This is a genomic window from Pseudomonas sp. GW821-FHT07E12 (assembly GCF_058986605.1).
In genome coordinates this window covers 17,238-41,748 of record NZ_JBYSVX010000038.1, presented here as the reverse complement: position 1 = coordinate 41,748, position 24,511 = coordinate 17,238, and the positions used below count along the sequence as shown (strand labels likewise).

18 protein-coding genes, 1 pseudogene and 1 riboswitch are annotated in these 24,511 nt (G+C 67.2%); of the genes and pseudogenes, 12 read left to right on the top strand and 7 right to left on the bottom strand.

Annotation, left to right across the window (positions count from 1 at the left end):
* Positions 1-63 precede the first annotated feature (63 nt).
* From AC3WJE_RS17650 to AC3WJE_RS17640, 3 genes are read left to right on the top strand one after another with little or no spacing between them, the layout of a single operon-like run.
* Positions 64-3,414, top strand: a complete 3,351-nt coding sequence (locus tag AC3WJE_RS17650) for a transglutaminase family protein (protein WP_493732127.1) — start codon at positions 64-66, stop codon at positions 3,412-3,414.
* The gene (locus AC3WJE_RS17645; protein ID WP_493732126.1) at positions 3,414-5,807 is read left to right on the top strand and encodes a circularly permuted type 2 ATP-grasp protein; all 2,394 of its coding nucleotides are present in this window, start codon (positions 3,414-3,416) and stop codon (positions 5,805-5,807) included. Before AC3WJE_RS17650 ends, AC3WJE_RS17645 begins: the two co-directional genes overlap by 1 nt.
* Positions 5,808-5,815: 8 nt before the next feature.
* A complete protein-coding gene (locus tag AC3WJE_RS17640) occupies positions 5,816-6,691 on the top strand; it encodes a transglutaminase family protein (protein ID WP_493732125.1) in 876 nt (291 codons plus the stop codon).
* A 151-nt stretch (positions 6,692-6,842) separates the two neighbouring features.
* Here the strand turns inward: AC3WJE_RS17640 and AC3WJE_RS17635 are convergent, their stop codons facing one another.
* From AC3WJE_RS17635 to rpsU, 6 genes are all read right to left on the bottom strand, one after another.
* Positions 6,843-8,414, bottom strand: coding sequence for a thioredoxin family protein (locus AC3WJE_RS17635; protein WP_493732124.1), 1,572 nt, complete (start codon positions 8,412-8,414; stop codon positions 6,843-6,845).
* A gap of 96 nt (positions 8,415-8,510) precedes the next feature.
* Positions 8,511-9,506, bottom strand: a complete 996-nt coding sequence (locus tag AC3WJE_RS17630; RefSeq protein ID WP_493732123.1) for a bile acid:sodium symporter family protein — start codon at positions 9,504-9,506, stop codon at positions 8,511-8,513.
* Between the two features lie 192 nt (positions 9,507-9,698).
* Positions 9,699-11,432, bottom strand: coding sequence for a DNA primase (gene dnaG, locus AC3WJE_RS17625; RefSeq protein WP_493732122.1), 1,734 nt, complete (start codon positions 11,430-11,432; stop codon positions 9,699-9,701).
* Positions 11,433-11,521: 89 nt separating this feature from the next.
* Positions 11,522-12,400, bottom strand: coding sequence for a YihY/virulence factor BrkB family protein (locus AC3WJE_RS17620; protein WP_493732121.1), 879 nt, complete (start codon positions 12,398-12,400; stop codon positions 11,522-11,524).
* A gap of 480 nt (positions 12,401-12,880) precedes the next feature.
* Positions 12,881-13,327, bottom strand: coding sequence for a GatB/YqeY domain-containing protein (locus tag AC3WJE_RS17615; protein ID WP_493732120.1), 447 nt, complete (start codon positions 13,325-13,327; stop codon positions 12,881-12,883).
* Between the two features lie 139 nt (positions 13,328-13,466).
* Positions 13,467-13,682 (bottom strand): 30S ribosomal protein S21, encoded by a 216-nt coding sequence (gene rpsU / locus AC3WJE_RS17610; protein WP_002808376.1) that lies wholly within the window; start codon positions 13,680-13,682, stop codon positions 13,467-13,469.
* A gap of 167 nt (positions 13,683-13,849) precedes the next feature.
* Here rpsU and tsaD point away from each other — a divergent pair, with 167 nt between their 5' ends.
* The 8 genes from tsaD to cbiB all read left to right on the top strand — a co-directional run bounded on the left by tsaD (position 13,850) and on the right by cbiB (position 23,024).
* Positions 13,850-14,914, top strand: coding sequence for a tRNA (adenosine(37)-N6)-threonylcarbamoyltransferase complex transferase subunit TsaD (gene tsaD / locus AC3WJE_RS17605; protein ID WP_493732119.1), 1,065 nt, complete (start codon positions 13,850-13,852; stop codon positions 14,912-14,914).
* Between the two features lie 80 nt (positions 14,915-14,994).
* Positions 14,995-15,357 (top strand): dihydroneopterin aldolase, encoded by a 363-nt coding sequence (folB, locus tag AC3WJE_RS17600; RefSeq protein ID WP_493732118.1) that lies wholly within the window; start codon positions 14,995-14,997, stop codon positions 15,355-15,357.
* Between the two features lie 162 nt (positions 15,358-15,519).
* Positions 15,520-16,968 carry a circularly permuted type 2 ATP-grasp protein gene (locus AC3WJE_RS17595; protein WP_493732117.1) on the top strand — a complete coding sequence of 483 codons (1,449 nt, stop codon included), beginning with the start codon at positions 15,520-15,522 and terminating at the stop codon, positions 16,966-16,968.
* Positions 16,968-17,909: an alpha-E domain-containing protein gene (locus AC3WJE_RS17590; RefSeq protein WP_493732116.1), complete on the top strand. Its 942-nt coding sequence runs from the start codon at positions 16,968-16,970 to the stop codon at positions 17,907-17,909. The genes AC3WJE_RS17595 and AC3WJE_RS17590 overlap by 1 nt, the downstream gene beginning before the upstream one ends.
* Before the next feature lie 664 nt (positions 17,910-18,573).
* Positions 18,574-18,798, top strand: a riboswitch (cobalamin riboswitch).
* Positions 18,799-18,910: 112 nt separating this feature from the next.
* Positions 18,911-20,788, top strand: coding sequence for a TonB-dependent vitamin B12 receptor (gene btuB / locus AC3WJE_RS17585; protein WP_493732115.1), 1,878 nt, complete (start codon positions 18,911-18,913; stop codon positions 20,786-20,788).
* A 127-nt stretch (positions 20,789-20,915) separates the two neighbouring features.
* Positions 20,916-21,491, top strand: coding sequence for a hypothetical protein (locus tag AC3WJE_RS17580; RefSeq protein ID WP_493732114.1), 576 nt, complete (start codon positions 20,916-20,918; stop codon positions 21,489-21,491).
* A 7-nt stretch (positions 21,492-21,498) separates the two neighbouring features.
* A complete protein-coding gene (cobO, locus tag AC3WJE_RS17575; RefSeq protein WP_493732113.1) occupies positions 21,499-22,110 on the top strand; it encodes a cob(I)yrinic acid a,c-diamide adenosyltransferase in 612 nt (203 codons plus the stop codon).
* Positions 22,107-23,024 carry an adenosylcobinamide-phosphate synthase CbiB gene (cbiB, locus tag AC3WJE_RS17570; protein ID WP_493732141.1) on the top strand — a complete coding sequence of 306 codons (918 nt, stop codon included), beginning with the start codon at positions 22,107-22,109 and terminating at the stop codon, positions 23,022-23,024. The genes cobO and cbiB overlap by 4 nt, the downstream gene beginning before the upstream one ends.
* A gap of 11 nt (positions 23,025-23,035) precedes the next feature.
* Here cbiB and AC3WJE_RS17565 read toward each other — a convergent pair whose 3' ends face one another.
* A complete protein-coding gene (locus AC3WJE_RS17565) occupies positions 23,036-23,341 on the bottom strand; it encodes a PsiF family protein (protein WP_493732112.1) in 306 nt (101 codons plus the stop codon).
* Positions 23,342-23,463: 122 nt separating this feature from the next.
* On the opposite strand from AC3WJE_RS17565, the pseudogene cobD reads away from it, so the two are divergent.
* A pseudogene (cobD, locus tag AC3WJE_RS17560) lies at positions 23,464-24,420 on the top strand (threonine-phosphate decarboxylase CobD); the annotation flags it as partial.
* Positions 24,421-24,511 lie beyond the last annotated feature (91 nt).

The window sequence follows — 24,511 nt, the reverse complement described above, 5'->3', positions numbered from 1 at the left end:
CAAGCGATTGACATGTAATCTGCGGACATCCGGCACCCCACTCCGGTTGAACACAGGTCAAGCATGGCCATACACGCCGCAGTCCGTCACCTGACCCACTATCTCTACGACCGTCCGGTCGTGCTTGGCCCGCAGGTGATCCGGTTGCAGCCGGCGCCACACTCCAGGACCAAGGTGCTGAGCCACTCGCTGCGGGTCGGCCCGGCGACGCATTTCGTCAACCTGCAGCAGGATCCGTACGGCAACTTCCTGGCCCGGTTCGTGTTTCCCGAGCCAGTGACCGAGTTGAAGATCGAGGTCGACCTGGTGGCCGACATGACGGTCTACAACCCGTTCGATTTCTTCGTCGAGGAGGTGGCCGAGCAGTGGCCGTTCGAATATCCGGACGAGATCGCGCCGGACCTGTCGATCTATCGCACGCCGGAGCCGGCCGGGCCGCGGCTGCGGGCGTTCCTGGATGGCATCGAGCGGACCCCGTGCAACACCGTGGACTTCGTCGTCGCGCTCAACGCGCGCGTGCAGCGCGAGATCGGCTATGTGATCCGCCTGGAAGCCGGAGTGCAGACGCCCGAGCGGACGCTGGAACTGAGGAGCGGTTCCTGTCGTGACTCATCCTGGCTGCTGGTGCAGACGCTGCGCCAGCTGGGGCTGGCCACGCGCTTCGTCTCCGGTTACCTGATCCAGCTCAAGCCCGATCTGGTGGCGCTGGATGGTCCACCCGGCACCCAGCATGACTTCACCGACCTGCATGCCTGGGCCGAGGTATATCTGCCCGGCGCCGGCTGGATCGGCCTGGACCCGACCTCGGGCCTGCTCACCGGCGAGAGCCACATTCCGCTGGCGGCCACGCCGCACTATCGCAACGCGGCGCCGATCAGCGGTGGTTTCACCGGGCAGGCCGAGATCGATTTCCGCTTCGACATGCAGGTGTCGCGGGTGGCCGAGCATCCGCGCATTACCAGGCCGTTCTCCGACGAATCCTGGCAGGCGCTGGATGCGCTCGGCGAAACGGTGGACCGCGCGCTGGCCGAGCAGGACGTGCGCCTGACCATGGGCGGCGAACCGACCTTCATTTCGATCGACGACTTCGAGTCCGGCGAGTGGAACACCGACGCGGTCGGCCCGACCAAGCGCGCCAAGGCCGACGCGCTAATCCGGCGGCTGCGCGAACGCTTCGCCCCCGGCGGCTTCCTGCACTACGGCCAGGGCAAGTGGTATCCGGGCGAGACGCTGCCGCGCTGGACCTTCTCGCTGTACTGGCGCCAGGACGGCGTGCCGATCTGGCGCGATCCGGAGCTGATCGCACGCGAGGAGGCACGTCACCCGGTCGCCAGCAGCGACGCGCAGCGACTGTTGCAGGCCATCGCCGGCGACCTGGGCATCGCGCCCGACATGGTCGTGCCAGCCTACGAGGACCCGGCCGAGTGGCTGCTCAAGGAAGGCAATCTGCCGGCCAACGTCGACCCGTCCAATCCGGAACTGGAGGACGCCGAAGCACGCAGCCGCATGGTGCGGGTGTTCGAGCGCGGCCTGACCGAACCGTCCGGCCATGTGCTGCCGGTGCAGCGCTGGAACAGCCAGGCACAGCCGCAGGGGCGCTGGCGCAGCGAACGCTGGAAGACCCGCCGCGGCAAGCTGTTCCTGGTGCCGGGCGACTCGCCGGTCGGCTACCGCCTGCCGTTGGGGACGCTGCCGTACATCCGCGCCGCCGACTACCCGTATGTGGTGCCGGTCGATCCGGCGGTCGAGCGCGCACCGTTGCCGCGTCGGCGAGCCGCCGCCGCGATGATGGAGACGGTGCCGTTGCAGGTGCCGGTGCAGGCCGCGGCCTCGTTCACCGCCACCGACGGCCAGGGCGATCGGGTGGAGCAGGTGCTGGGCGAAATCGGCGGCGCGGTGCGCACCGCGCTGTCGGTGGAACCGCGCGAGGGCCATCTGAGCGTGTTCCTGCCGCCGGTCGAATCGCTGGAGGATTACCTGGAGCTGGTCGCCGCCGCCGAGGACGCCGCGCGCCGGCTCGACCTGCCGGTGCAGATCGAGGGTTATCCGCCACCGCACGATCCGCGTCTGAACGTGATCCGGGTGGCGCCGGACCCGGGCGTGATCGAGGTCAACATCCATCCGGCGGCGAGCTGGCGCCAGTGCGTGGACACCACCGAGGCGATCTACGAGCAGGCGCGGCTGACCCGCCTGGGCACCGACAAGTTCATGATCGACGGCCGCCACACCGGCACCGGCGGTGGCAACCACGTGGTGGTCGGCGGCGCCACGCCGGCCGACAGCCCGTTCCTGCGTCGTCCGGACCTGCTCAAGTCGCTGATCCTGCATTGGCAGCGCCATCCGGCGATGTCCTACCTGTTCTCCGGGATGTTCATCGGCCCGACCAGCCAGGCCCCGCGCATCGACGAGGCGCGCCACGACAGCCTCTACGAACTGGAGATCGCGCTGGCGCAGATACCCGGACCCGGGCAGGGCGAGGCGCCGCTGCCGTGGCTGGTGGACCGGCTGCTGCGCAATCTGCTGGTCGACGTCACCGGCAATACCCACCGCTCGGAGATCTGCATCGACAAGCTGTTCTCGCCGGACGGCCCGACCGGGCGGCTGGGGCTGGTGGAGTTCCGCGGTTTCGAGATGCCGCCCAATGCGCGCATGAGCCTGGCCCAGCAACTGCTGGTGCGGGCATTGATCGCGCGCTACTGGGCGCGACCGCTGGACGGCGGCTGCGTGCGCTGGGGCACCTCGCTGCATGATCGCTTCATGCTGCCGCACTACGTCTGGGCCGATTTCCTCGACGTGCTTGATGACCTTGCCCGGCACGGTTTCACGCTGCGACCGGAGTGGTTCGCCGCGCAGCTGGAATTCCGTTTCCCGTTCTGCGGCCAGGTCGAATACGACGGGGTGACGCTGGAACTGCGCCAGGCGCTGGAGCCCTGGCACGTGCTGGGCGAGCAGGGTGCGATCGGCGGCACCGTGCGCTTCGTCGATTCCTCGGTGGAACGGCTGCAGATCAAGGCCGAAGGCTTCAATCCGGCGCGCCACGCGATCGTCTGCAACGGCCGGCAGGTGCCGATGACGATGACTGCGGTGGCCGGTACCGCGGTGGCGGGCGTGCGCTACAAGGCCTGGCAGCCGGCCAGCGGATTGCATCCGGTGTTGCCGGTCGCCGCGCCGCTGCGCTTCGATCTGTACGACCGCTGGAGCGGGCGCGCATTGGGCGGCTGCACCTACCATGTGGCGCATCCGGGCGGGCGCAACTACGAGACCTTCCCGGTCAACGGCAACGAGGCCGAAGCACGGCGGCTGGCGCGTTTCCAGGCCGACGGCCATACCCCCGGCCACTACGTGCTGGCGGCGGAGCGGCCGCTGGCGGAGTTCCCACATACGCTCGACCTGCGTCGGCCGTCGGGGATCTGATGAGTCTGTCCACGGATACGGCCGCTGCCGACGGCCTGCTGGAGCGCTATCGCCGGTTGTGCAGCGGCGTGGACGAGATGCTGTCCGCCGACGGCAGCCTGCGCCCGGTATGGCAGCCGTTCGTCGAACTGATCGCGGAACTGTCCGCCGACCAGCTCGCCGCCCGTTTCGCCCGTGCCGACCAGTACATGAAGGACGCCGGCGTGCACTACCGCGTCTACGGGCAGCCGGCCGGTACCGATGAGCGGCAATGGCCGCTGGCGCCGGTACCGGTGCTGATCGACGAGGGCGAATGGCAGCAGATCGGCGAGGGCCTGGTGCAGCGCGCCGAGTTGCTGGAATGCATGGCCGCCGACCTGCACGGCCCGCAGCGGCTGGTCCGCGACGGGCTGCTCCCGCCCGAGCTGATCGCTGCCAATCCGGGCTTCCTGCATCCGCTGGTCGGCATCACCCCGCGCGACGGCCACTACCTGCATTTCATCGCCTTCGAACTGGGACGTGGTCCGGACGGCCGCTGGTGGGTGCTGGGTGATCGCACCCAGGCGCCCTCGGGCGCGGGCTTCGCGCTGGAAAACCGCGTCGCCACCATGCGGGCGTTCCCGGACCTGCCCGAAGGCATGCACCTGCATCGGCTGGCCGGGTTCTTCCGGCGCTTCCGCGAGGCGCTGCTTGCGCAGGCCGGCGGCCGTCCGGGCGAAGTGGCGATCCTGACCCCGGGCGCCAACAACGAGACCTACTACGAGCACGCCTGGATCGCCCGCTACCTCGGTTTCATGCTGCTGGAAGGCGAAGACCTCAGCGTACGCAACGGCCGGGTGATGGTGCGCACGGTCTCCGGGCTGCAACCGGTCAGCGTGCTGTGGCGACGCCTGGATGCCGCGTTCATGGATCCACTGGAGTTGAATGCGGATTCGCGCATCGGCAGCCCCGGCTTCGTCGGCGCGCTGCGCGCCGGCAGCGTCGCGGTGGTCAATGCGCTCGGCGCCGGGTTGCTGGAAACGCGCGCGCTGGCGGCGTTCCTGCCCGGCATCTGCCAGGCGTTGACCGGCGCGGAGTTGGCCTTGCCGGGCATCGCCACCTGGTGGTGCGGACAGGCCGAGGCCCGCGAGCAGGTGATCGCCTCGCTGGAGCGGATGATGCTCAGCCAGGCCATGGCCACCCAGCTGCCTTACGACGATCCGCAGGCCACCTTGGTGGGGGCACAGCTGGATTCGGACGACCGCCGCCAGTTGCTGCAGTTGCTGCAGCGTGACGGTGCGCAGTGGGTGGCGCAGGAAGTGGTCACCCTGTCCACGACCCCGGCCTGGGTCGATGGCCGCCTGGAGCCGCGTCCATTCGTGCTGCGCGCCTATGCCGCGCGCACCGCCGAGGGCTGGCAGGTGATGCCCGGCGGATTCGGCCGGGTCGGTGCGCATACCGACGTGCATGCCATCACCATGCGCCTGGGCGGACAGGCTGCCGACGTCTGGGTGGTCAGCCCGAATCCGGTCAGCCACGAAACCCTGATCACGCCCAGCGTGCTGTCGGCGCAGCGCAGCGTCGGTGCCGAGCTGCCCAGCCGCGCCGCCGAGAACCTGCTGTGGCTGGGCCGCTACGCCGAGCGCAGCGAAGCCATCGCGCGGATCCTGCGCGCCTATCACGTGCGCCTGGCCGAGAACCTGAGCCATCCACCGCTGCTGCTTGAAACGCTGCGCGACTACATGCTGTTGCAGGACGTGGACCTGGCGCAGCCGATCCCCGACGGCCTGCTGCGCAGCTTCGACGGCGCCAGCCTCAGCGCCGGACGCATCCGCGACCGTTTCTCGCCCGATGGCTGGGCGGCGCTGAATGATCTGTCGACCACCGCCTACCGCTTCTCGCGCAAGGTGACCTGCGGCGACGATGCCAGCCGCGCCACGACCGTGCTGCTGCGCAAGTTGGCCGGCTTCTCCGGCCTGCTGCACGAGAACATGTACCGCTCGCCCGGCTGGTGTTTCCTGGAGATCGGCCGCCGCATCGAGCGCGGCATCCAGATCGCGCAGTTGCTGGCGCTGCTGGAAGAGGCGGACGCGTCCAGCGGGCTGCAGCAGGCGTTGCTGGAGATCGGCGACAGCGTGATGACCTACCGCAACCGCTACGGCGTGCAGACCGATTCGGTCAACGTGATTGATCTGCTGGTGCTGGACCCACGCAACCCGCGCTCGGTGATGTTCCAGCTCGAGGCGCTGCGGGTCCAGTTCGGGCAACTGCCCATCGCGCAACCGCCTGCCGCCGCGCTGGCCAAGCATGCACTGCACCTGCACACCCGCCTGTCGCTGCGCGAACCCGACACGCTGACCTCCGCCGACCTGCTGCAGCTGGCCGAGGATGTCGGCGGGCTGTACCTGCAACTGGCGCGGACCTATTTCGGTTGAACCCTGCCATGCGATACGACGTCCGCCTGCGCCTGCATTACGACTACGAATATCCCACCGCCGGCCACCATCTGGTGCGGGTGCTGCCGCGCGCGTTGCCCGGCATGCAATGGCTGCAACAGTCGCAGCTGCAGTTCGAGCCGAACCCGGAAGAACGGCAGGAATTCACCGATTTCTTCGGCAACCGCGTGGTCTCGATCGCGCTGCGCACGCCGCACCAGGCGCTGGATGTGGAGATGCGCGCGTCGCTGGTGGTGGAACGGGCGCCGCCGGAACTGGACCTGTCGCCCGACCTTGCCGGCCTGCGCGCGGAGCTGGCCACGCTGCGTTCGCTGGCCCCGGATTCGCCCAGCCACTTCCTGGCACCGAGCCCGCGCGTGTCGCTGCTGGGGCGGGTCAGCGCCTACGCCGCCGACAGCCTGCGTGCCAGCGGCAGCGTGCTGGCCGCCGCCCAGCATCTGGGCCGTCGCCTGCGCAACGACTTCGCCTACGACCCGGAGGCCACCGAGGTCGACACTCCGGTCGCGCAGGCCTTCGACATGCGTCGCGGCGTCTGCCAGGACTTCAGCCACATCATGATCGCCGGCCTGCGCGGGTTGGGCATTCCGGCCGGCTACGTCAGCGGTTTCCTGCGCACGCAGCCGCCGCCGGGCAAGCCGCGATTGGAGGGCGCCGACGCCACCCATGCCTGGGTGCGGGTCTGGTGCGGCCTGCAGATGGGCTGGCAGGAGTTCGATCCGACCAATGCCATCGCCGCCGGTGACGATCACATCACCATCGGCCATGGCCGCGACTACGCCGACGTGGCGCCGATCGTCGGCGTGCTGAAGACCTCCGGTGCACATGAGGCCAGCCAGGCGGTGGATGTGCTGGCGTTGGAGTGAATCTCGGGCGGGTTGAAGATCAACGCGCTCTACAACGACCCCGTCATTCCCGCGAAAGCGGGAATCCATGGACGTTCGATCCGCTCATCGCCACCTTGACGGAGGTCCATGGATTCCCGCTTTCGCGGGAATGACGAATGGATAACGCGCCCTAGCCCAGCCAACCGGCGCAGCTATCGCCGCAGTCCTGCTGCATCTTCTGGCGCAGACGTGCCAGCACGTCGCTGCCGTGATGGTCGCGGCTCCAGGCCTGCAGTGATTTGCCGAGGGTGTCGAAGCGTTGGCGGGTGCGCTGGTGGTAACCCTCCGGTTGCCCGGCCAGTTCGCCGATCACCTGGCTCGCCGCGCTCTCGATGCCGGTCTTGTCGTTCGGCTTGAGCCGCAGCAGGCCGTCGACGTAGAGCACGCCCCACTGCACGCGCGTGGCCGGGCCTTCGGCGACCTGGTAGGCCTTCTGCAGCCATGACAGCGCGTCGGTCTTGTCGCCGCGCGCTTCGGCGTAGTCGGCGAGTTCCGGCATGTAGTAGTACGGCGTCTTGCTGCGCTTGAGTTCGGCCAGCAGCAGCTGCTCGGCGCCGGTTCGGTCGCCGGCTTCGTCCAGCAGGTCGGCTGCGGTACTGAGGGTGGATTGGCGCTCGTAGTCGGTGCTGGCGGTCTGGTCGGCCCAGGCCACGCGTTGATGCACCTTCTCGGCTACGGAGGGAGGCAGCGGGGCTTCCTTGTCGGGATCCTTGCCCTGTGCAAGCCGGGCCAGCTGGATGTCGGCGTAGGTCGTGCCCAGGCGATCGCTGATCGGCAGGCTGGCGTCGGCGTAGACCGCGTCCAGCGCATGGATCAGTGCGCTGGAGAGCTGCTCGCGCTGCGGCTGATCGGCGGCAGCGGCGCGTACCAGACCACCGGCCGAATAGCTGAGCGTGCTGCGATTGCGGCGCACCTCGGCCGGGTCGGCGAGTACGGCCTGCAACAACGCGCGATTCGTGGCGAAGGCTTCGGGCGAAGGGCGTGCGGCGTCGGCTTTGCGCTGGCGCGCGGCCAGTGCGAGCAGGGCGAAGCGCCGCTGCAACGCCGGCTGTGGTGCCGAACGCGCCAACTGCTCCAGAACCTCGGGCGCCTGATCGTCCTTGAGCAGGCGGTTGGCATCCACGCTCCAGCCGTATTCGCCCAGCAACGTCCAGTCGTCGGCGCCGAGCTTGCCGGGATCGTGCAGCGCCTGCTGCAGCAGCTGCTCCGAGGTGGTGGTGCGGCCGGCGGCAACGCGCAGCACTTCGGTCAGGCGCGCGATGTCGCTGTCGCCGGCCAGGCGGGTGATCTCGCTGCGGTCCGGGCGCAGCACGATGATCGTGGGATAGCCCTTGATCGCGAAGCGCTCGCCCCAGGCCTGCGCGCCCTCGGAATCACCGTCCAGGTGCACCGCGACGAATTGCCGGGTGCGCGCGATGAAGGCGGGGTCCTTGAACAGCGTGGCCTTGAGCCGGTTGCACGGCGGGCACCACACCGCGCCCCAGTACAGCAGGATCGGCTTGTTGCTTTCGGCGGCCTCGGTGAAGGCGTCCTGTACGTCACCCTCGCGCCAGGCGATTTCGGTGGCCGGTTGCGCGGCGGGTGGTGCGACCTGCGCGACGGCTGCGGGCGCCGCCGTTTCGGTGCGATGGCAGGCGCTCAGCGCCAGGGTTGCGGACAGGCAGGCCGCGGACAGCAGGGTGGGGCGGGCGAGACGACGCATCGGGCGAACACAGACAGAGGGAACGGCACTGTATGCCGTTGCCCTCTGCGCCGGACATGACGGCTGGACATCTGCATATGCCCAGCCTGTCGGAGATCAGTGCTCGGCGGTACTGCCGCTCGCAGGCGTGGTGCGGGCGTAGCGCGCGGCGACGAACGCGCAGACGATCAGCTGCAACTGGTGATAGAGCATCACCGGCAGCACGATCGCACCCAGGCTGCCGCTGGCGAACATCACCTTGGCCATCGGCACGCCGGTCGCCAGGCTCTTCTTGGAACCGCAGAACACGATCGGCACCTCGTCGAAGCGCGAGAAGCCCAGCCGCCGCGAGATGAAGGTGATCAGCACCATCGCCACGCCCAGCAGCACTGCGGCGACCGCCAGCACGCTCAGCAGCGCCGGCAGCGGCGTCTTGTGCCACAGGCCCTCGTTCACCGCCGCGCTGAAGGCGGTATAGACCACCAGCAGGATCGTGGCCTGGTCGGTGTAACGCAGGATCGCGCGGTGGCGCTCCACCCAGCGGCTGATCCATGGACGCAGGAAATGCCCGGCCAGGAACGGCACCAGCAACTGCAGCAGGATCTTGCCGATCGCCTCGGCCGGGTGCGCCATGCCGCCCTGGGCGCCGACCAGCAGCGTCATCAGCAGTGGCGTGATGAACACACCGAGCAGGCTCGACAGCGAGGCCGCGCAGACCGCCGCGGGCACGTTGCCGCGCGCCATCGAGGTGAATGCGATCGAGGACTGCACGGTCGAGGGCAGCGCGCACAGGAACAGCACGCCGACGAACAGGTCCGGGGTCAGCAGCGCGTGCGACAGCGGCTTGGCGAGCAGGCCCAGCAACGGATAGAGCACGAAGGTGCAGGCGAGGATGACCAGATGCAGCCGCCAGTGCAGCGCGCCGGCCTTGACCGCCTCGCGCGACAGCCGCGCGCCATGCAGGAAGAACAGCGCGGCGATGGCGATATCGGTGAAGTCGTCCATCACCCCGGCGGCGGTGCCGGAGACCGGCAGCAGCGAGGCCAGGGTGACCGTGCAGAGCAGCGCGAGGGTGAAGGGATCGATGCGCAGCCGCGCCAGCCAGTTCTTCATTTCGGCCCTTGGGGATGGGGGATTCCGGGGTCGGGGCATTCTAAATGCAGGCCAGCCTTTGTAGGAGCGGCTTCAGCCGCGATGGGGCGTTCAGGCAGATCCCTCTGCAAAAGCCTGCACATCCATGTGCGGGGATTCAAACGGGAAAGCCCCATCGCGGCTGAAGCCGCTCCTACAAAGATATCCGGGCTATCAGCGTTGCGAGGCGCGTGCTTTGAGCAGCTCGCGCAGCTCGTATTTGTCGGTCTCGTCCAGGCCTTGCGCGCGCTGCTTGGCCTGCAGTTCCTCCAACCGCTGCTGCAGCAGTTGGCGTTCGAGCTGCAGCACGGCGTCGTGCAGTTCCTCGGCCCATTTGCTCTCGTCGCCGGGCTGCTCCTGCGCGGCCAGTTTCTGCAGCGCGGCCAGTTCCTCGCGCTCGGCGAAGTGTTCCAGCAAGGCGCCGGTACTGATGTCCGGACGCTGCTCGACCAGTTCCAGCAGCTCGATCAGCAGCTCGACGCCGGGCTGGCGCAGGCCGGCGAAGGCGTGATGGCCTTCCAGCGACAGCGCCAGCGAAGGCCTCTGCAACAGGATCGCGATCGCCGCGCGTACCAGGCTGCGCTTCTGTGTCGGAGCGGTCGGACGTATCGGTCGCGAGGCTTGCTGTGCCGCTGCGCCGGTAACCTGCGCACCGACCCCGGTCAGCCGCGACAGCTCCTGCTTCATCAGATCGCCGAACGCACCGTCCGGGATCTGCGCCAGCATCGGCCGGGCATGCTCGGCCAGGCGTGCGCGCCCATCGAGCGTGGTCAGGTTGATCTCGCGCGAGAGTTCGTCGAAGAAGAACTGCGACAGCGGCGTGGCCTGCTTCAGGCGCGCGTCGAACGCCTCCTTGCCTTCCTTGCGCACGATCGTGTCCGGGTCCTCGCCATCAGGCAGGAACAGGAAGAACGCCTGGCGGCCATCCTTCATCCGTGGCAGCACCGATTCGAGCGCGCGCCAGCCGGCCTTGCGCCCGGCGTTGTCGCCGTCGAAGCAGAAGTACACGTCCGGCGCGTTGCGGAACAGCAGCTCGGCGTGCTCGGGCGTGGTCGCGGTGCCCAGCGTCGCCACCGCCTGGGTGACGCCGAACTGGAACAGCGAGACCACGTCCATGTAGCCCTCGACCACGATCAGCCGCTCGATCTTCTGGTGCGCCTGGCGCACCTGCCACAGGCCGTACAGCTCGCGGCCCTTGTGGAACAGCGCGGTCTCGGGCGAGTTCAGGTACTTGGGGCCGTCGTCCTTGTCCAGCACGCGCCCGCCGAAGGCGATCACCCGCCCGCGCCGGTCGAAGATCGGGAACATCACCCGGTCGCGGAACTTGTCGTAGACGTGGCCACGATCGTTCCTGGAGAACAGCCCGGCGCGCTCGAGCAGCTTCATCCGACGCTCGTCGGTGCCGAGTGCGTCCTTCAGTGCGCTGTAGCCGTCCGGCGCATAGCCGATCTGGAAGCGCGCGCTGGTGCCGGCATCGACACCGCGTCCGTCCAGATAGACACGGGCCTTGTCGCTGCTCTCCAGATGTTTCTGGAAGAAACGCGTGGCCGCGTCCAGCGCGGCGTAGAGGTCGCGGCTGTCGTCCTGCTGGGCGGCGCTGCGCTGCTGGGTGTCACGCGGCACTTCCATGCCGGCGCGCTTGGCCAGCTCGTCGACCGCGTCGAGAAATTCGAGCCGGTCGTAATTGATCAGGAAGCTGATCGCGGTGCCATGCGCGCCGCAACCGAAGCAGTGATAGAACTGCTTGGTCGGCGAGACCGTGAACGAGGCCGAGCGCTCGTCATGGAACGGGCAGCGCGCCGAATATTCCTTGCCCTGGCGCTTGAGCGGCACACGCGTGTTGATGACCTCGACGATATCCGTTCGGGCCAGCAGGTCGTCAATGAAAGCGTCGGGAATACGTGCCATGCAGGCGCATAGGATGCCATGTTCGCAGGAGCGGCTTCAGCCGCGATGGCGCTTTTCCTGGGAAAGCGCCATCGCGGCTGAGGCCGCTCCTACGGAACGGTGCTGACATCGGGTTGGTCTCGTGCTTCCGCGCGTTCATCGATCACTGCAGTGATCAGCGCCCCGGCGAAGAACACCAGGATCGCGTAGTACATCCACACCAGCAGCAGTACCAGCGCGCCCATCGAGCCGTAGGCACTGCCCGGTGCCGCCCGCGCCAGGTACAGCCCGATCAGGTAGCGGCCAAGCGCGAACAGCAGCGCGGTGATGACCCCGCCCAGGATCGCCTGGCGCCACGCCACGCGCCGATCGGGCAGGTAGTGGTACAGGAACGCGAATGCAGCCGCGTACAGCAGCAGCGTGGTCGCGTAGCCGACCGCGGGCAGCAGCGAGGGCAGGTGCGCGAAGACGACCTGCAAGGTGGTGGTGGCGATCATCGAGACGATCAGCAGGAAACCCAGCGCCAGCACCACGCCCATCGAGAACACACGCTTCTTCAACCATGCCCACACGCCGTTGAGCTGCTGGCGGTTGCTGCGGAAGATCAGGTTGAGCACGCCCTGTAACTGCGCGAACACCACGGTCGCACCGACAAACAGCAGCAGCGTGCTCCACAGCCCGGCCAGCGAGCCGATGCTGGGTTGCTCGGTGGCATTGCGGATGACGGTGCCGGCCACCGTGGCGGCATTGGCACCGGCGATCTGCTCGATCTGATCGATCAACGACTGTTGCGCGGGTGGATACAGCGAGGCGGTCAGCCACAGCAGCAGGAGCAGCAACGGCGCCATCGACAGCAGCGCGTAGAACGACAGCGAGGCCGCCTGCGTCATCAGATCGATCTCGGTGAAGCGCTGCGCCAGCGCGACCGGCAAGCTGCGCTGGAAACGCTCGACGAGGTGCTGCAGGCGTGGGGACAGGTGCGAGATCAATACCGTGGTTGGGATATGGACGATGGGGTTGTTCTAGCAGATGCGCTTCCAAGGGCGGATGAAATCGGTGTTGGGGCTGTGTCGAGATGCGGCTCGTGGTCGAGCGATGGTTGTGCGGTTTCTGCAGACGAGTAGCCGGGAAAACCGAAGTGCCGATGGAGCGGAACGGAAACCGGCAACGGTGAACCGTCGTCCCCGAGCAGGTGGGGACCCAGAGACTTCAATGTCCTCCCATCGTCATCCCCGCGAACGCGGGGATCCAGGGACTTTCGGTCAGATGAAGTGACGGCTCCGGAAAACGATGAAATATCCAAGTTATCGCGGGTGCGTCCATGGATCCCGCGTTCGCGGGGATGACGAGCCGATAAGCCTGCGGCCGGATAGCAGAATGCCTGTCGCGAAGATGATAGGGCGCGCCAGAAACACGAAGCCCGCCAATCGGCGGGCTTCGATACACACGCTGGTAACGACAGAGCTGGCTCAGCCAGCCAACTGCTTCTTCACCAGCGCCGACACCAGGCCCATATCCGCCTGGCCGGCCAGCTTCGGCTTGAGCGAGCCCATCAGCTTGCCGATGTCGGCCGGGCCGCTGGCGCCGGTCTCGGCGATGGCAGCCTGGATCGCGGCGATGATCTCGGCCTCGCCCAGCTTGGCCGGCAGATAGCGCTCGATCACCACGATCTCCTCGCGCTCGACCTGGGCCAGGTCCTCGCGATTGGCGGCTTCGAACTGGCTTACCGAGTCCTTGCGCTGCTTGACCATCTTGTCGAGGATCGCGAGCACGGCGGCATCGTCCTGCTCGACGCGTTCGTCCACTTCCTTCTGCTTGATCGCGGCGTTGATCAACCGGATCACGCCGAGGCTGTGCTTGTCGCCGGCCTTCATGGCGGCCTTCATGTCGTCGGTGAGCTGCTGCTTGAGGGACATGGTGGTGCTCCTGGGAAAAAGGGTGGGCTTGGAAGGCCCATGCAAAAAGCCGGCGACGCTTGCGCGTGCCGGCTCTCGTCCTGCAAACCCGCGGACTGCGCCAGAAGCACAGGCCCCGCGGATCAGGCTACGCCAGACTTCAGTACAGGCGCTGACGCTTGGTGACGTCGCGCGAGCTGCGGCGCAGCTGACGCTTGACGGCAGCAGCCGCCTTGCGCTTGCGCTCTTGGGTCGGCTTTTCGTAGAACTCGCGCTTGCGGGTCTCGGCCAGGACGCCGGCCTTTTCGCAAGTGCGCTTGAAACGGCGGAGCGCAAACTCGAAGGGCTCGTTCTCGCGGACTTTGACGCTGGGCATGGGTTCTCCAGGGATTTTGGGTAGCCACCCGGTAGGCCGGATGGTTGCGAGCGAACTCGCATAGCATTAACCGGGCTCCCCCGGCGAGCCGTGCATTATAGCGGCTCCTCGCCGCACTGCAACCCGCCGGTTTGGCGCGGCCGGGAAACGGGTCCAGAATGGTACTTATGAAAGTCCTCGGTATCGAATCCTCGTGCGACGAGACCGGCGTGGCGGTCTATGACACCGCGCTGCCGCCCAGTCAGGCCCTGCTCGCCCACCACGTCTACAGCCAGATCGCCCTGCACGCTGAATACGGCGGCGTGGTGCCGGAACTGGCCAGCCGCGACCATGTACGCAAGCTGCTGCCGCTGCTGCGCCAGACCCTGGCCGAAGCCGGGCTGCGCAGCGACGAGCTGGACGGGGTGGCCTACACCGCCGGCCCCGGGCTGGTCGGCGCGCTGCTGGCCGGTGCCGCGGTCGCGCGCTCGCTGGCCTGGGCACTGGAGCTGCCGGCGATCGGCGTCCATCACATGGAAGGCCACCTGCTGGCACCGCTGATGGAGGAAGACCCGCCCGAGCCGCCGTTCGTGGCGCTGCTGGTCTCCGGCGGCCACACCCAATTGGTGGCGGTGGAGGCGATCGGCCGCTACCGCCTGCTCGGCGAGACCCTGGACGATGCCGCCGGCGAGGCCTTCGACAAGACCGCCAAGCTGATGGGACTGCCGTATCCGGGTGGTCCGCAGCTGGCGGCGCTGGCCGAACGCGGCACGCCCGGCAAGTACCGTTTCGCGCGGCCGATGACCGACCGGCCGGGGCTGGATTTCAGTTTCTCCGGATTGAAGACCCAGGTGCTGCTGGCCTGGCAGGCCAGCGACCAGGCCGAGCAGACCCGCGCCGACATCGCACGTGGCTTCGAGGACGCAGTGGTCGATACGCTGGCGATCAAATGCGCACGCGCGCTGGACGCAGCCGGATGCGACACGCTGGTGGTCGCCGGCGGCGTCGGCGCCAACAAGCGCCTGCGCGCCAGGCTGCAGACGATGTGTGCCGAGCGTGGTGGCCGCGCCTGTTTCCCGCGACCGTCGCTGTGCACCGACAACGGCGCGATGATCGCCTTCGCCGGCGCACTGCGTTTGCAGGCGGGGCAACGCGGCGATGCGGCCGTGCATGTGGTGCCGCGTTGGGATATGGCGTTGCTGCCGCCTTTGGCGGCAGCACGGGATTCGGGAGTGGAGATTCGGGATTCGTAGAAGCGAGTCTTTGCCTCCTCCCGGTTTCGATGTCTTCGCTCTTACCAATCCCTAATCTCGAATCCCCAATCCCGGCCCCCATGGATAAAGTCTTCATCGAAGCTCTGGAAATCGACGCGCTGATCGGTATCTACGACTGGGAGCGGCGCATCCGTCAGACGTTGTGCTTCGACCTGGAGATGGGTTTCGACAACCGCCGGCCGGCGGCCAGTGACGACATCGCCGATACGCTCAACTACAAGGCGGTCAGCAGGCGCTTGATCGAGTTTGTCGAGCAGTCGGATTTCGGGCTGGTGGAGACGCTGGCCGAGCGCTGTGCGGAGATCGTGCTGAATGAGTTCGACGTGCGCTGGCTGCGTTTGAAGCTGAGCAAGCCCGGTGCGGTGCGCGGTGCGAAGGCGGTCGGCGTGATCATCGAGCGCGAGGCTTCGCCTCACCGGTGAGGCGTGCCGTCGATGCGGTTTCGGGCGATCGTCCGAAAGCATCCGACCAGGGCGGCGACCGACTCTTGACGTGGTCTTGACGGCGTCCCGGGATACGGGCATGTTGCGATACAACATGCCGCGCGGCACCGCGCCGCGGGATGCGCAGTTGCACGGGGCGCGATGGACTGGAGCAGGTACCGCACGGCCACCTTTGACGAGCTGATCCAGGCCGACGGCAGTTCACGCCCGGCCGCACGCCCCGTCGTCGAATACCTCTCCAGCCTTTCCGGGCGCGAAATCTCCGAGCGCCAGCTCGCGGCCGACGTCGCTGCCCGGGTCATGGGCATCACCTTCACGGTCTATACCGACGGTCGCAACGTCGATCGCACGCTGCCGTTCGACCTGATCCCGCGCACCATCCCGCTCAGCGAATGGCGGCGTACCGAGGCCGGGCTGAAGCAGCGCATGCAGGCGCTCAACCTGTTCATCGGCGATCTGTACGGCGAGCAGAGGATCGTCAAGGACAAGGTGTTCCCGGCGATGCTGCTGGCCGAGTCGGTCAACTTCCGCCCGCAGTGCGTGAACATCAAGCCGCCATTGGGGGTGTGGGCGCATATCTGCGGTTCGGATCTGGTCCGGGATGCCGACGGCACGTTGTATGCGCTGGAGGACAACCTGCGGATTCCTTCCGGGGTGAGCTACATGCTGGAGAACCGGCAGGTGGCCAAACGGGTGTTTCCCGAACTGTTCGAGACCACCGCGATCCTGCCGGTCGATGAATACCCGGCGCAGCTGTACGACACCCTGGCGGCGCTGAGCCCGCGCCCCGGCGACGTGCCGGTGATCGCGCTGCTGACCCCGGGCGTGTTCAACAGCGCCTATTTCGAGCACGCGTACCTGGCGCAGGCGATGGGCATCGAGCTGGTCGAGGGCGATGACCTGTTCGTGGCCGACGACGACTGCACCTACATGCGCACCGTGTACGGCCCGCGCCGGGTCGATGTGATCTATCGCCGCATCGACGATGCCTTCATCGATCCGGAGGCGTTCCGTCCCGATTCGGTGCTGGGCGTGCCGGGCCTGATCCGCAGCTGGCGCGCCGGCAAGGTCGCGCTGGCCAATGCACCGGGTGCGGGCGTGGCCGACGACAAGGTGGTGTTCGCCTACGTGCCGCAGATGATCAAGTACTACCTCGACCAGGAGCCGATCCTGCCGAACGTGCCCAGCTACCTGTGCCACGACGACAAGGACCGGCAGTACGTGCTCGAGCACCTGGAGGAACTGGTGGTGAAGCCGGCCAACGAGTCCGGTGGCTACGGCATGTTGATCGGGCCGCGCTCGACCAAGCGCCAGCGCGAGCAGTTCCGCAAGCTGATCGAGGCCGACCCGCGCAACTACATGGCGCAGCCGACCCTGAACCTGTCGACCGCGCCGATCGTCACCGAGGACGGCCCGGCGCCGCGACATCTGGACCTGCGCCCGTTCATCCTCTCGCGCGAGGACACCTACGTGACCACCGGCGGGCTGACCCGGGTGGCGATGCAGGAAGGTTCGCTGGTGGTGAATTCCTCGCAGGGCGGTGGCGCCAAGGACACCTGGGTGGTCGATCTGGACGAGGACATGGCCTGATGCTCTCCCGCGTCGCCAACAATCTGTACTGGTTCAGTCGTTACCTGCGCCGGGCCGAGAACACCGCGCGGCTGGTGAGCGTGGGCAGTCTGCTGCAGCTGGACCTGCCACGCTCGGTGCGTTTCGCCTGGCGGCCGATGATCGATACGGTCGGTGCCGACGAGATCTTCAACGAGTTGTTCCCGAATGCCGGCGATGATGTCGCCGATACCGACGTGGTGCGCTTCCTGCTGCTGGACGAGCGCAACCCGTCCTCGCTGCGCAGCTCGATCGATCAGGCGCGCGAGATCCTGCGCGGCATTCGCGACACCCTGCCGCAGGAGGCGTGGGAAGCAGTCAATGACCTGCACCTGCACATCGGTGCGGAAGGCGAGCGCAGCATTGGCCGGCGTTACCGGATGGAGTTTCTCGGGCGGATCACCGATGCCTGCCTGAAGGTGTCCGGATTGCTGACCGCCAACGTCAGCCGCGATATCGGTTTCCAGTTCATGCGCCTGGGCACGGCGATCGAGCAGGCCGACATGACCACGCGCATCATCGATGCGGCCGCCTCGGGCCTGATCACGCCGCGCCAGCCGGACGATCGCGAGGCCTACCAGAACATGCAGTGGATGAACGCGCTGCGCGCGCTGGCTGCGTACCAGATGTACCGCCGGCATGTGCGTCAGCGGGTCACTGATGAGCAGGCGTTGCGCTTCCTGCTGCAGAACAACGAGTTTCCGCGCAGTGTGCAGTTCTGTTTGAGCCGGGCGGCGAGCATCCTGCCGAGCATGCCGCCGCGACCGCAGGCTGAGCGGGCGTTGATGCGGGTGTCGGGGATGATCCGCAATGCGGATCCGGTGTGGTTGGCGGCCAATGAGCCTACGGTGTTCATGGATGAGATCCAGGTGCGACTTGGGGAGTTGCACGGGGCTATTGCCGAGGCTTATTTCAGTTCTTAGTGGTGGGGCTTGGGTGTGCGGTGTTGTGACTGTAGGGGGGGATCCAATGTCTTCCACGCCATCCATCAACTGTCGTCCCCGCGAAGGCGGGGGTGAGGCGCCGCTGCTGGCGAGCCACTGGCTCGCGCGGCGCTGAGCGCCATCGGGTTCTGTCCGATGGCCGGGGATCGAAGATCCATGGACGTTGCTTCTTGGGTTTGAAGTAACGGCAACAGCAACAGCAAAGGCTTTCGCTCCTTCGGAGCGAGTCACTTGTTCTTTGCTTGTGCAAAGAAAAGTAACCAAAAGAAAGCACACCCCGGCCTACGCGCCCTCCGCTGCGCTACGGGTTCGCGGAGTCGAAGGGATTTTCTGACGCGACTTCCTGTCGCGGCAGAAAACGACGCACATCCATGTGCGTCGCCCTTCGGGTTTTTCCCGTCGTCTCCGCCGCTGCGGCAGGGGCCCCGGTAAGTCAAAGGCGAAACGCAACAGCAAAATCACAAGCAACGGCAACGGCAACGGCAACGGCCACAGCAACAGCAACAGCAACAGCGATGCCTTGCTGTGGAGGCTGATTCGGCTTCGGCCGATATTGGAGCGATCAGCGCTGGGTAAGTCGGCTGCCCTCCGGTCCGGGGAGTGCCCTCCGGCCTGCTGCCATTCAGGCCCGCTGGCTTCCTGCTACCATGCGCGCCCCTGAAGGTGACCGTCGGTGTATCGAGGGTTTAAACGGGAATCCGGTGCGTCAGCCGTGTTGGCTGGCAATTCCGGAGCTGCCCCCGCAACGGTGGGCGAGTACACGTTCCGCAGGTAATGCCACTGTGCCTTCGGGCATGGGAAGGCGTGGGACGGAGGGCGCAAGCCTTCGCTCGCGAGCCCGGAGACCGGCCACAGGATCGACCCGGCGCGCGGTGGGCGTGACCTTGGCGCGCTGTGTCCTGCGCCATCGTCCTGCTGCCCGTTCGCCGGCTTTACCCACCGTCCGCGCGGGAAGGCGCGGTAGCAGGAGCCACCTCACGATGTCGCTGTTCCCCACTGTTTCCCCACGCCGCGCTGTGCTTGCGTTGGCGCTGTCCTCGATCGTCGCCCCGGCCGTCGCCGCCGATGTCAACGACCTCGACCAGGTCGTGGTCACCGCCACCCGTACCGCGCAGACCCAGGACCAGACCCTGGCGCCGGTGACCGTGATCGACCGCGCCGAGATCGAGCGTCGTCAGGTCACCTCGCTGCCGGACCTGTTGCGCGGTGAGCTGGGTGTGTCGATCGCCAACAATGGCGGTCCGGGCAAGACCACGTCGCTGTTCCTGCGCGGCACCGAGTCCGATCACGTGCTGGTGCTGGTCGATGGCGTGCGCATCGGCTCGGCCACGGCGGGTGGTGCGGCGCTGCAGGACATCCCGGTCGAGCAGATCGAGCGTGTGGAAATCGTGCGCGGGCCGTTCTCCAGCCTGTACGGCTCGGAGGCGATCGGCGGCGTGGTGCAGATCTTCACCCGGCGTCCGAAGGGGGCGTTCACGCCGACCTTCAGCGTCGGCGTCGGCAGCGACAACGCGCGCCGCTATACCGCCGGTCTTGCCGGGCAAAGCCAGAGCGACCTCAGCGAGCACGGCGGCTGGTACTCGGTCAATGCAGTGCACGACGAGACCGATGGCATCAACGCTTATCTCAACACCGCCAGCAGTGCCTACGACCCGGATCGCGACGGTTATCGCAACGATTCGCTGAGCGTGCAGGGCGGCTGGCGCTTCAATCGCGAGTGGGATGCCGACGTGCAGGCGCTGCGCGCCGACAGCCGCAACGAGTACGACGGCACGATCTACGGCGGCAATCTCGCCAAGGGCGTGCAGCAGGTGGTCGGTGGCCGCGTGCGCTATGCACCGACCGATGCGCTCAAGCTCACCGCCAGCGTCGGCGCCAGCCAGGATCTGAGCGACGCCTACTACGACGGCACCTACGTTTCGACCTTCGATACCCGCCGCTCGCTCGGCTCGCTGCAGGCTGACGTCGATGCCGGCCCGGGCCTGCTGTCGCTGGGCCTGGACTGGCAGCGCGACCGTATCGCCAGCAGCGAGACCTACGACGAGGATCAGCGCATCAATCGTGGCGCGTTCGCACAGTGGCAGCAGAGCTTCGGTGCGCAGTCGCTGCAGGCCAGCGTGCGTCATGACGACAACAGCCAGTTCGGTGGCAAGAACACCGGCAGCCTGCTGTGGGGCTGGAACTTCGCCGAGCACCTGCGCCTGACCGCCAGTTACGGCACCGCGTTCAAGGCGCCGACCTACAACGAGCTGTACTACCCGGGCTATGGGAATCCGAACCTGAAGCCGGAAAATTCGCGCAGCCTCGAGCTGGGCCTGCGCGGTGAGTACGACTGGGGTACCTGGACGCTCAACACCTACCAGACCCGCGTCGACGACCTGATCGCCTACGACTCCTCGCTGGTGGACGCGACGCATCCGTTCGGACAGCCCAACAACATCGACAAGGCGCGCATCGGCGGTGTCGAGGCCGGTTACGACACCACGCTGGCCGGCTGGACGCTGCGCACGCGTCTGACCTGGATGGATCCGAAGGCCGACGGCGACACCTATCACGGCAACTGGCTGCCACGGCGCGCGCGCCAGACCGGCCGGATCGATGCCGATCGCCGCTTCGGTGCGTTCTCGGTGGGCGGCAGTGTGTTCGCCTCCGGCGCGCGTTACGACGACCTGGCCAACACCACGCGCCTGGGTGGCTACGGCCTGCTCGACCTGCGCGTGGGCTATGAGGTCAGCAGCGACTGGAGCGTGGCACTGAGCGCGAACAACGTGTTCGATCACCAGTACGAGACCGCTGCCTGGTACGCGCAACCCGGTCGTAATTACCAGTTGACCTTGCGCTACCATCCGGCGGAGTGATGGCGCGATGTTGTGGGAGGGGCTTCAGCCCCGACGGGGTTTGCCCGGAAAGCGTCGGGACTGAAGTCCCTCCCACAAGCTCCCAGGCCCTCGGAAATCCCGTTCCTTCTTCAGGAGAGCCTCGTCGATGAAACCCCTGTCGCGCCCCGCAGAAACCGGCCTGTTCATCGTGCTGATGGTGGTGATGGTGGCCACCCGCTTCAATCACGTCGGCGACTGGCTGCACCTGCCGGATGCGTCGATGGCGGTGTTCTTCCTGGGCGGGCTGTATCTGCGTCGGCACTGGCAGTTCGCGGTGCTGCTGGCATTGGCGTTCGCGGTGGACTGGGCCGCGATCGAGCTGGCCGGCGTCAGCGATTTCTGCGTCACCGCCGCCTATGCGCTGTTGCCGGTGGCCTATGGCGTGCTCTGGTATGCCGGTCGCGCAATCGCGCCACGGCTGGGCAATAGCTTCGGTCCGCTGGGGTTGGCGTGGGTGGTCGGCGTCGCCGCCGCCGCGTTGTCGTTCCTGATATCCAACGGCGCTTTCTACTGGCTTGGCGGCCGCTACACCGATCCGCACATGGCCGAGTACCTCGCCCGCGCATGGAAGTGGGGTCCGTTGTTCGTACGCACCACGGCCTGCTATCTGGCCGTGGGATTGGTGTTGCATGGCGTGTTGGCGAGGATTTTCGCCGCGCGTCGTCTAGCCGTTGCCAGGTGATCGTGAGATGAGCAAACCCGAACGTGACGACGCCTACTACCGCGAGCGTTCGCAGCGGCAGAAGGAACTGGTGGACCGGCGCATCGCGCGGGCGACCATCGACCGGGGTGTGCTGGTGGTCAACACCGGCAATGGCAAGGGCAAGAGTTCCTCCGGGTTCGGCATGTTGGCGCGCTCGCTCGGGCATGGCCTGCGCTGCGGCGTGGTGCAGTTCATCAAGGGCAGTTATTCGACCGGCGAGGAAGCGTTCTTCCGTTGCTTCCCCGGGCAGGTGGACTACCACGTGATGGGTGAGGGCTTCACCTGGGAAACCCAGGACCGCAGTCGTGACATCGAGGTGTCGATGGCGGCGTGGGCGCTGTGCAAGCGGATGCTGGCCGATCCGGGCTACGACTTCGTATTGCTGGACGAACTCAACATCGTGCTGGCCAAGGAGTACGTGCCGCTCGATGACGTACTCGCTGCATTGGCTGCGCGTCCGCCGCGCCAGCATGTCGTCATCACCGGGCGTGGCGCACCGGATGCGTTGGTCGAAGCCGCCGATACCGTGACCGAGATGCGCGTGATCAAGCATGCGTTCAAGGCCGGGATCATGGCGCAGAAGGGCATCGAGCTCTGAGCACGATGGCGATCGCGTGGCTGGCGGTCGCGTTGGACGTGCTGCTGGGCGAGCCGCGTCGTGCGCACCCGTTGGTGTTGTTCGGGCGCTGGGCGAACTGGTTTGAAGCGCATTGCTATCGCGATCGACGTCGCGCCGGCCTGCTGGCGTGGTGTCTGGCGGTGTTGCCGTGGGTGCTGTTGGCGACGGCGATGCAGTGGATGTTGTGGCGCTGGTCGCCGTGGGCCGGTGCCGGCTTCGTCGCAGTGACGCTGTACTTCGCGCTGGGGCTGCGCAGCCTGGGCGAACACGCGTTGCCGGTGGCACGTGCGCTGGAGGCAGATGATCTGCCGACCGCGCGCATTGCAGTGGGACGCATCGTCAGCCGTGACACCGCCACGCTCGATGCCACCCAGGTGGCCGCTGCCGCCACCGAATCGGTCTTGGAAAATGGCAGCGACGCGGTGTTTGCCGCGTTGTTCTGGGGTGTGTTGCTGGGCGCGCCGGGCGCGGTGCTGTACCGGTTGGCGAATACGCTCGATGCGATGTGGGGCTATCGCACGCCGCGCCTGCTCCGGTTCGGCTGGGCGGCGGCGCGTATCGACGACGTACTGAACTTCATTCCGGCGCGATTGACCGCGTTGACCTATGCATTGCTGGGACACACGCACACCGCGCTGCGTTGTTGGCGTGCCCAGGGACCGATCTGGAAGAGCCCGAACGCAGGCCCGGTGATGGCAGCAGGCGCCGGTGCGCTGCGGGTCGCGCTGGGCGGCGCGGCGCCGTACCACGGGCAGTGGCAGTCACGTCCCGCGCTGGGCGAGGGCGATCGGCCCGATGCGTCCAGCATCCGCCGCGCGCTGTGGCTGGTGCGCGGCGGCGTGGGGGGCTGGTTGCTGCTGCTGGCGGCGTGGGCCGCCGGGAGCATGCGATGAGGTCGGTGCCGTCAGTGGGTTTTCAGGCAACCGCTCATGAAGGTCTTGCGGGCATCGCCGGTGAGCTTCTTGGTGGCGGCCTCGGCATTGCAGTCCTTCATGCGCTGCTGCGGCGACACCTTGGCGTTGCTGTCGGTCTTGCCGCCGCTCAGGCAGGCTTTCTGCGAGGACTTGTAGTCCTCACCGGTCTTGCCCTTGTTCTGCGCCGAACACTTGGCCATCAGTTCCTGCTGGGCGGTCTTCGGGGCGGCACTGGCGAGCAGCGGCGTGGCAGCCAGGGCGAGGATCAGCAACGGAGCAAAACGATGGGTGGACATGCTGGCGGTTCCTTGGGATGTGCCCACATGCTGCACCTGAGCGGCGATGGCGAATATGTCGGCATTGACAAAAATGCCGATGTCGCTCAGCCAGCGGTCTGGCGCGCCACGCCGGAGGCGGGATGATGCTGGAGCACGGCGGCAAGCTGTTGCGCGCCGCACAACGCTTCGGCATCCCGGTCGAGCATTGGCTCGATCTTTCGACCGGGATCAGCCCGTTCCCCTGGCCGATACCGCCGGTGCCGGCGACTGCGTGGCATCGCCTGCCCGAAGACGAGGACGGTCTGCTGGACGCTGCGTGCGCCTACTACGATGCGCCGGCACTGCTGCCGGTGGCCGGTTCGCAAGCGGCAATCCAGGCCTTGCCGTTGCTGCGGGCGCCGTCACGGGTTGGGGTGATCGCGCCGGGTTATGCCGAGCATGCGCATGCCTGGCGGCGGGCGGGGCACGAGGTGCAGGTGTTGCCGGCCGAGCAACTGCTCGCACGCGTGGCGGAATTCGACGTCGTGGTGTTGATCCATCCGAACAACCCGGGGGGCGATCGCTTCGAGGTACAGACGTTGTTGGCCTTGCACGCGCAGTTGGCCACACGTGGTGGTTGGCTGCTGGTGGACGAGGCCTTCATGGATGCGACACCGCAGTACAGCCTCTGCGCGTACACGCAGCGCGACGGGCTGGTGGTGTTGCGCTCGGTCGGAAAGTTCTTCGGCATGGCCGGTGCGCGTGCGGGCTTCGTCTGCGCGGCCTCGTCGTTGCTTGAAGCGCTGCGCGAGCGGCTCGGTCCGTGGACGTTGAGTGGGCCTTCGCGTTGGGCGCTGCGGCAGGCGTTGGCTGATCGGGTCTGGCAACGGCAGGCGATTCCGCGGCTGCATGACGCGTCCGAGGCACTCGCGCAGGTGCTGCGGCGGCACGGTCTGGTGCCGAGTGCGGGGACCGCCTTCTTCCAATGGTGTCGGAGTGAGGGTGCGGCTGATCTGCACGATGCGTTGGCGCGGCGCGGCATCCTGGTGCGGTTGTTTGAGCAGCCGGCGAGTCTGCGTTTTGGCTTGCCGGCGAATGCGGACGAACTGGCGCGGCTTGACGCCGTACTCGGCGAGTTGGCTCCTGTGGGAGGGACTTCAGTCCCGACGCTTTCCCGGGAAAGCGTCGGGACTGAAGTCCCTCCCACAG

What these genes read in the sequence shown, in the direction of transcription:
- AC3WJE_RS17615 (WP_493732120.1), bottom strand. Translation starts at nt 13,327, where the DNA reads ATGTCCCTCAAGCAGCAGCTCACCGACGACATGAAGGCCGCCATGAAG.
- dnaG (WP_493732122.1), bottom strand. Translation starts at nt 11,432, where the DNA reads ATGGCACGTATTCCCGACGCTTTCATTGACGACCTGCTGGCCCGAACG.
- btuB (WP_493732115.1), top strand. Translation starts at nt 18,911, where the DNA reads ATGTCGCTGTTCCCCACTGTTTCCCCACGCCGCGCTGTGCTTGCGTTG.
- AC3WJE_RS17590 (WP_493732116.1), top strand. Translation starts at nt 16,968, where the DNA reads ATGCTCTCCCGCGTCGCCAACAATCTGTACTGGTTCAGTCGTTACCTG.
- rpsU (WP_002808376.1), bottom strand. Translation starts at nt 13,682, where the DNA reads ATGCCCAGCGTCAAAGTCCGCGAGAACGAGCCCTTCGAGTTTGCGCTC.
- AC3WJE_RS17595 (WP_493732117.1), top strand. Translation starts at nt 15,520, where the DNA reads ATGGACTGGAGCAGGTACCGCACGGCCACCTTTGACGAGCTGATCCAG.
- AC3WJE_RS17635 (WP_493732124.1), bottom strand. Translation starts at nt 8,414, where the DNA reads ATGCGTCGTCTCGCCCGCCCCACCCTGCTGTCCGCGGCCTGCCTGTCC.
- tsaD (WP_493732119.1), top strand. Translation starts at nt 13,850, where the DNA reads ATGAAAGTCCTCGGTATCGAATCCTCGTGCGACGAGACCGGCGTGGCG.
- folB (WP_493732118.1), top strand. Translation starts at nt 14,995, where the DNA reads ATGGATAAAGTCTTCATCGAAGCTCTGGAAATCGACGCGCTGATCGGT.
- AC3WJE_RS17645 (WP_493732126.1), top strand. Translation starts at nt 3,414, where the DNA reads ATGAGTCTGTCCACGGATACGGCCGCTGCCGACGGCCTGCTGGAGCGC.
- AC3WJE_RS17565 (WP_493732112.1), bottom strand. Translation starts at nt 23,341, where the DNA reads ATGTCCACCCATCGTTTTGCTCCGTTGCTGATCCTCGCCCTGGCTGCC.
- cobO (WP_493732113.1), top strand. Translation starts at nt 21,499, where the DNA reads ATGAGCAAACCCGAACGTGACGACGCCTACTACCGCGAGCGTTCGCAG.
- AC3WJE_RS17650 (WP_493732127.1), top strand. Translation starts at nt 64, where the DNA reads ATGGCCATACACGCCGCAGTCCGTCACCTGACCCACTATCTCTACGAC.
- AC3WJE_RS17580 (WP_493732114.1), top strand. Translation starts at nt 20,916, where the DNA reads ATGAAACCCCTGTCGCGCCCCGCAGAAACCGGCCTGTTCATCGTGCTG.
- AC3WJE_RS17630 (WP_493732123.1), bottom strand. Translation starts at nt 9,506, where the DNA reads ATGAAGAACTGGCTGGCGCGGCTGCGCATCGATCCCTTCACCCTCGCG.
- AC3WJE_RS17640 (WP_493732125.1), top strand. Translation starts at nt 5,816, where the DNA reads ATGCGATACGACGTCCGCCTGCGCCTGCATTACGACTACGAATATCCC.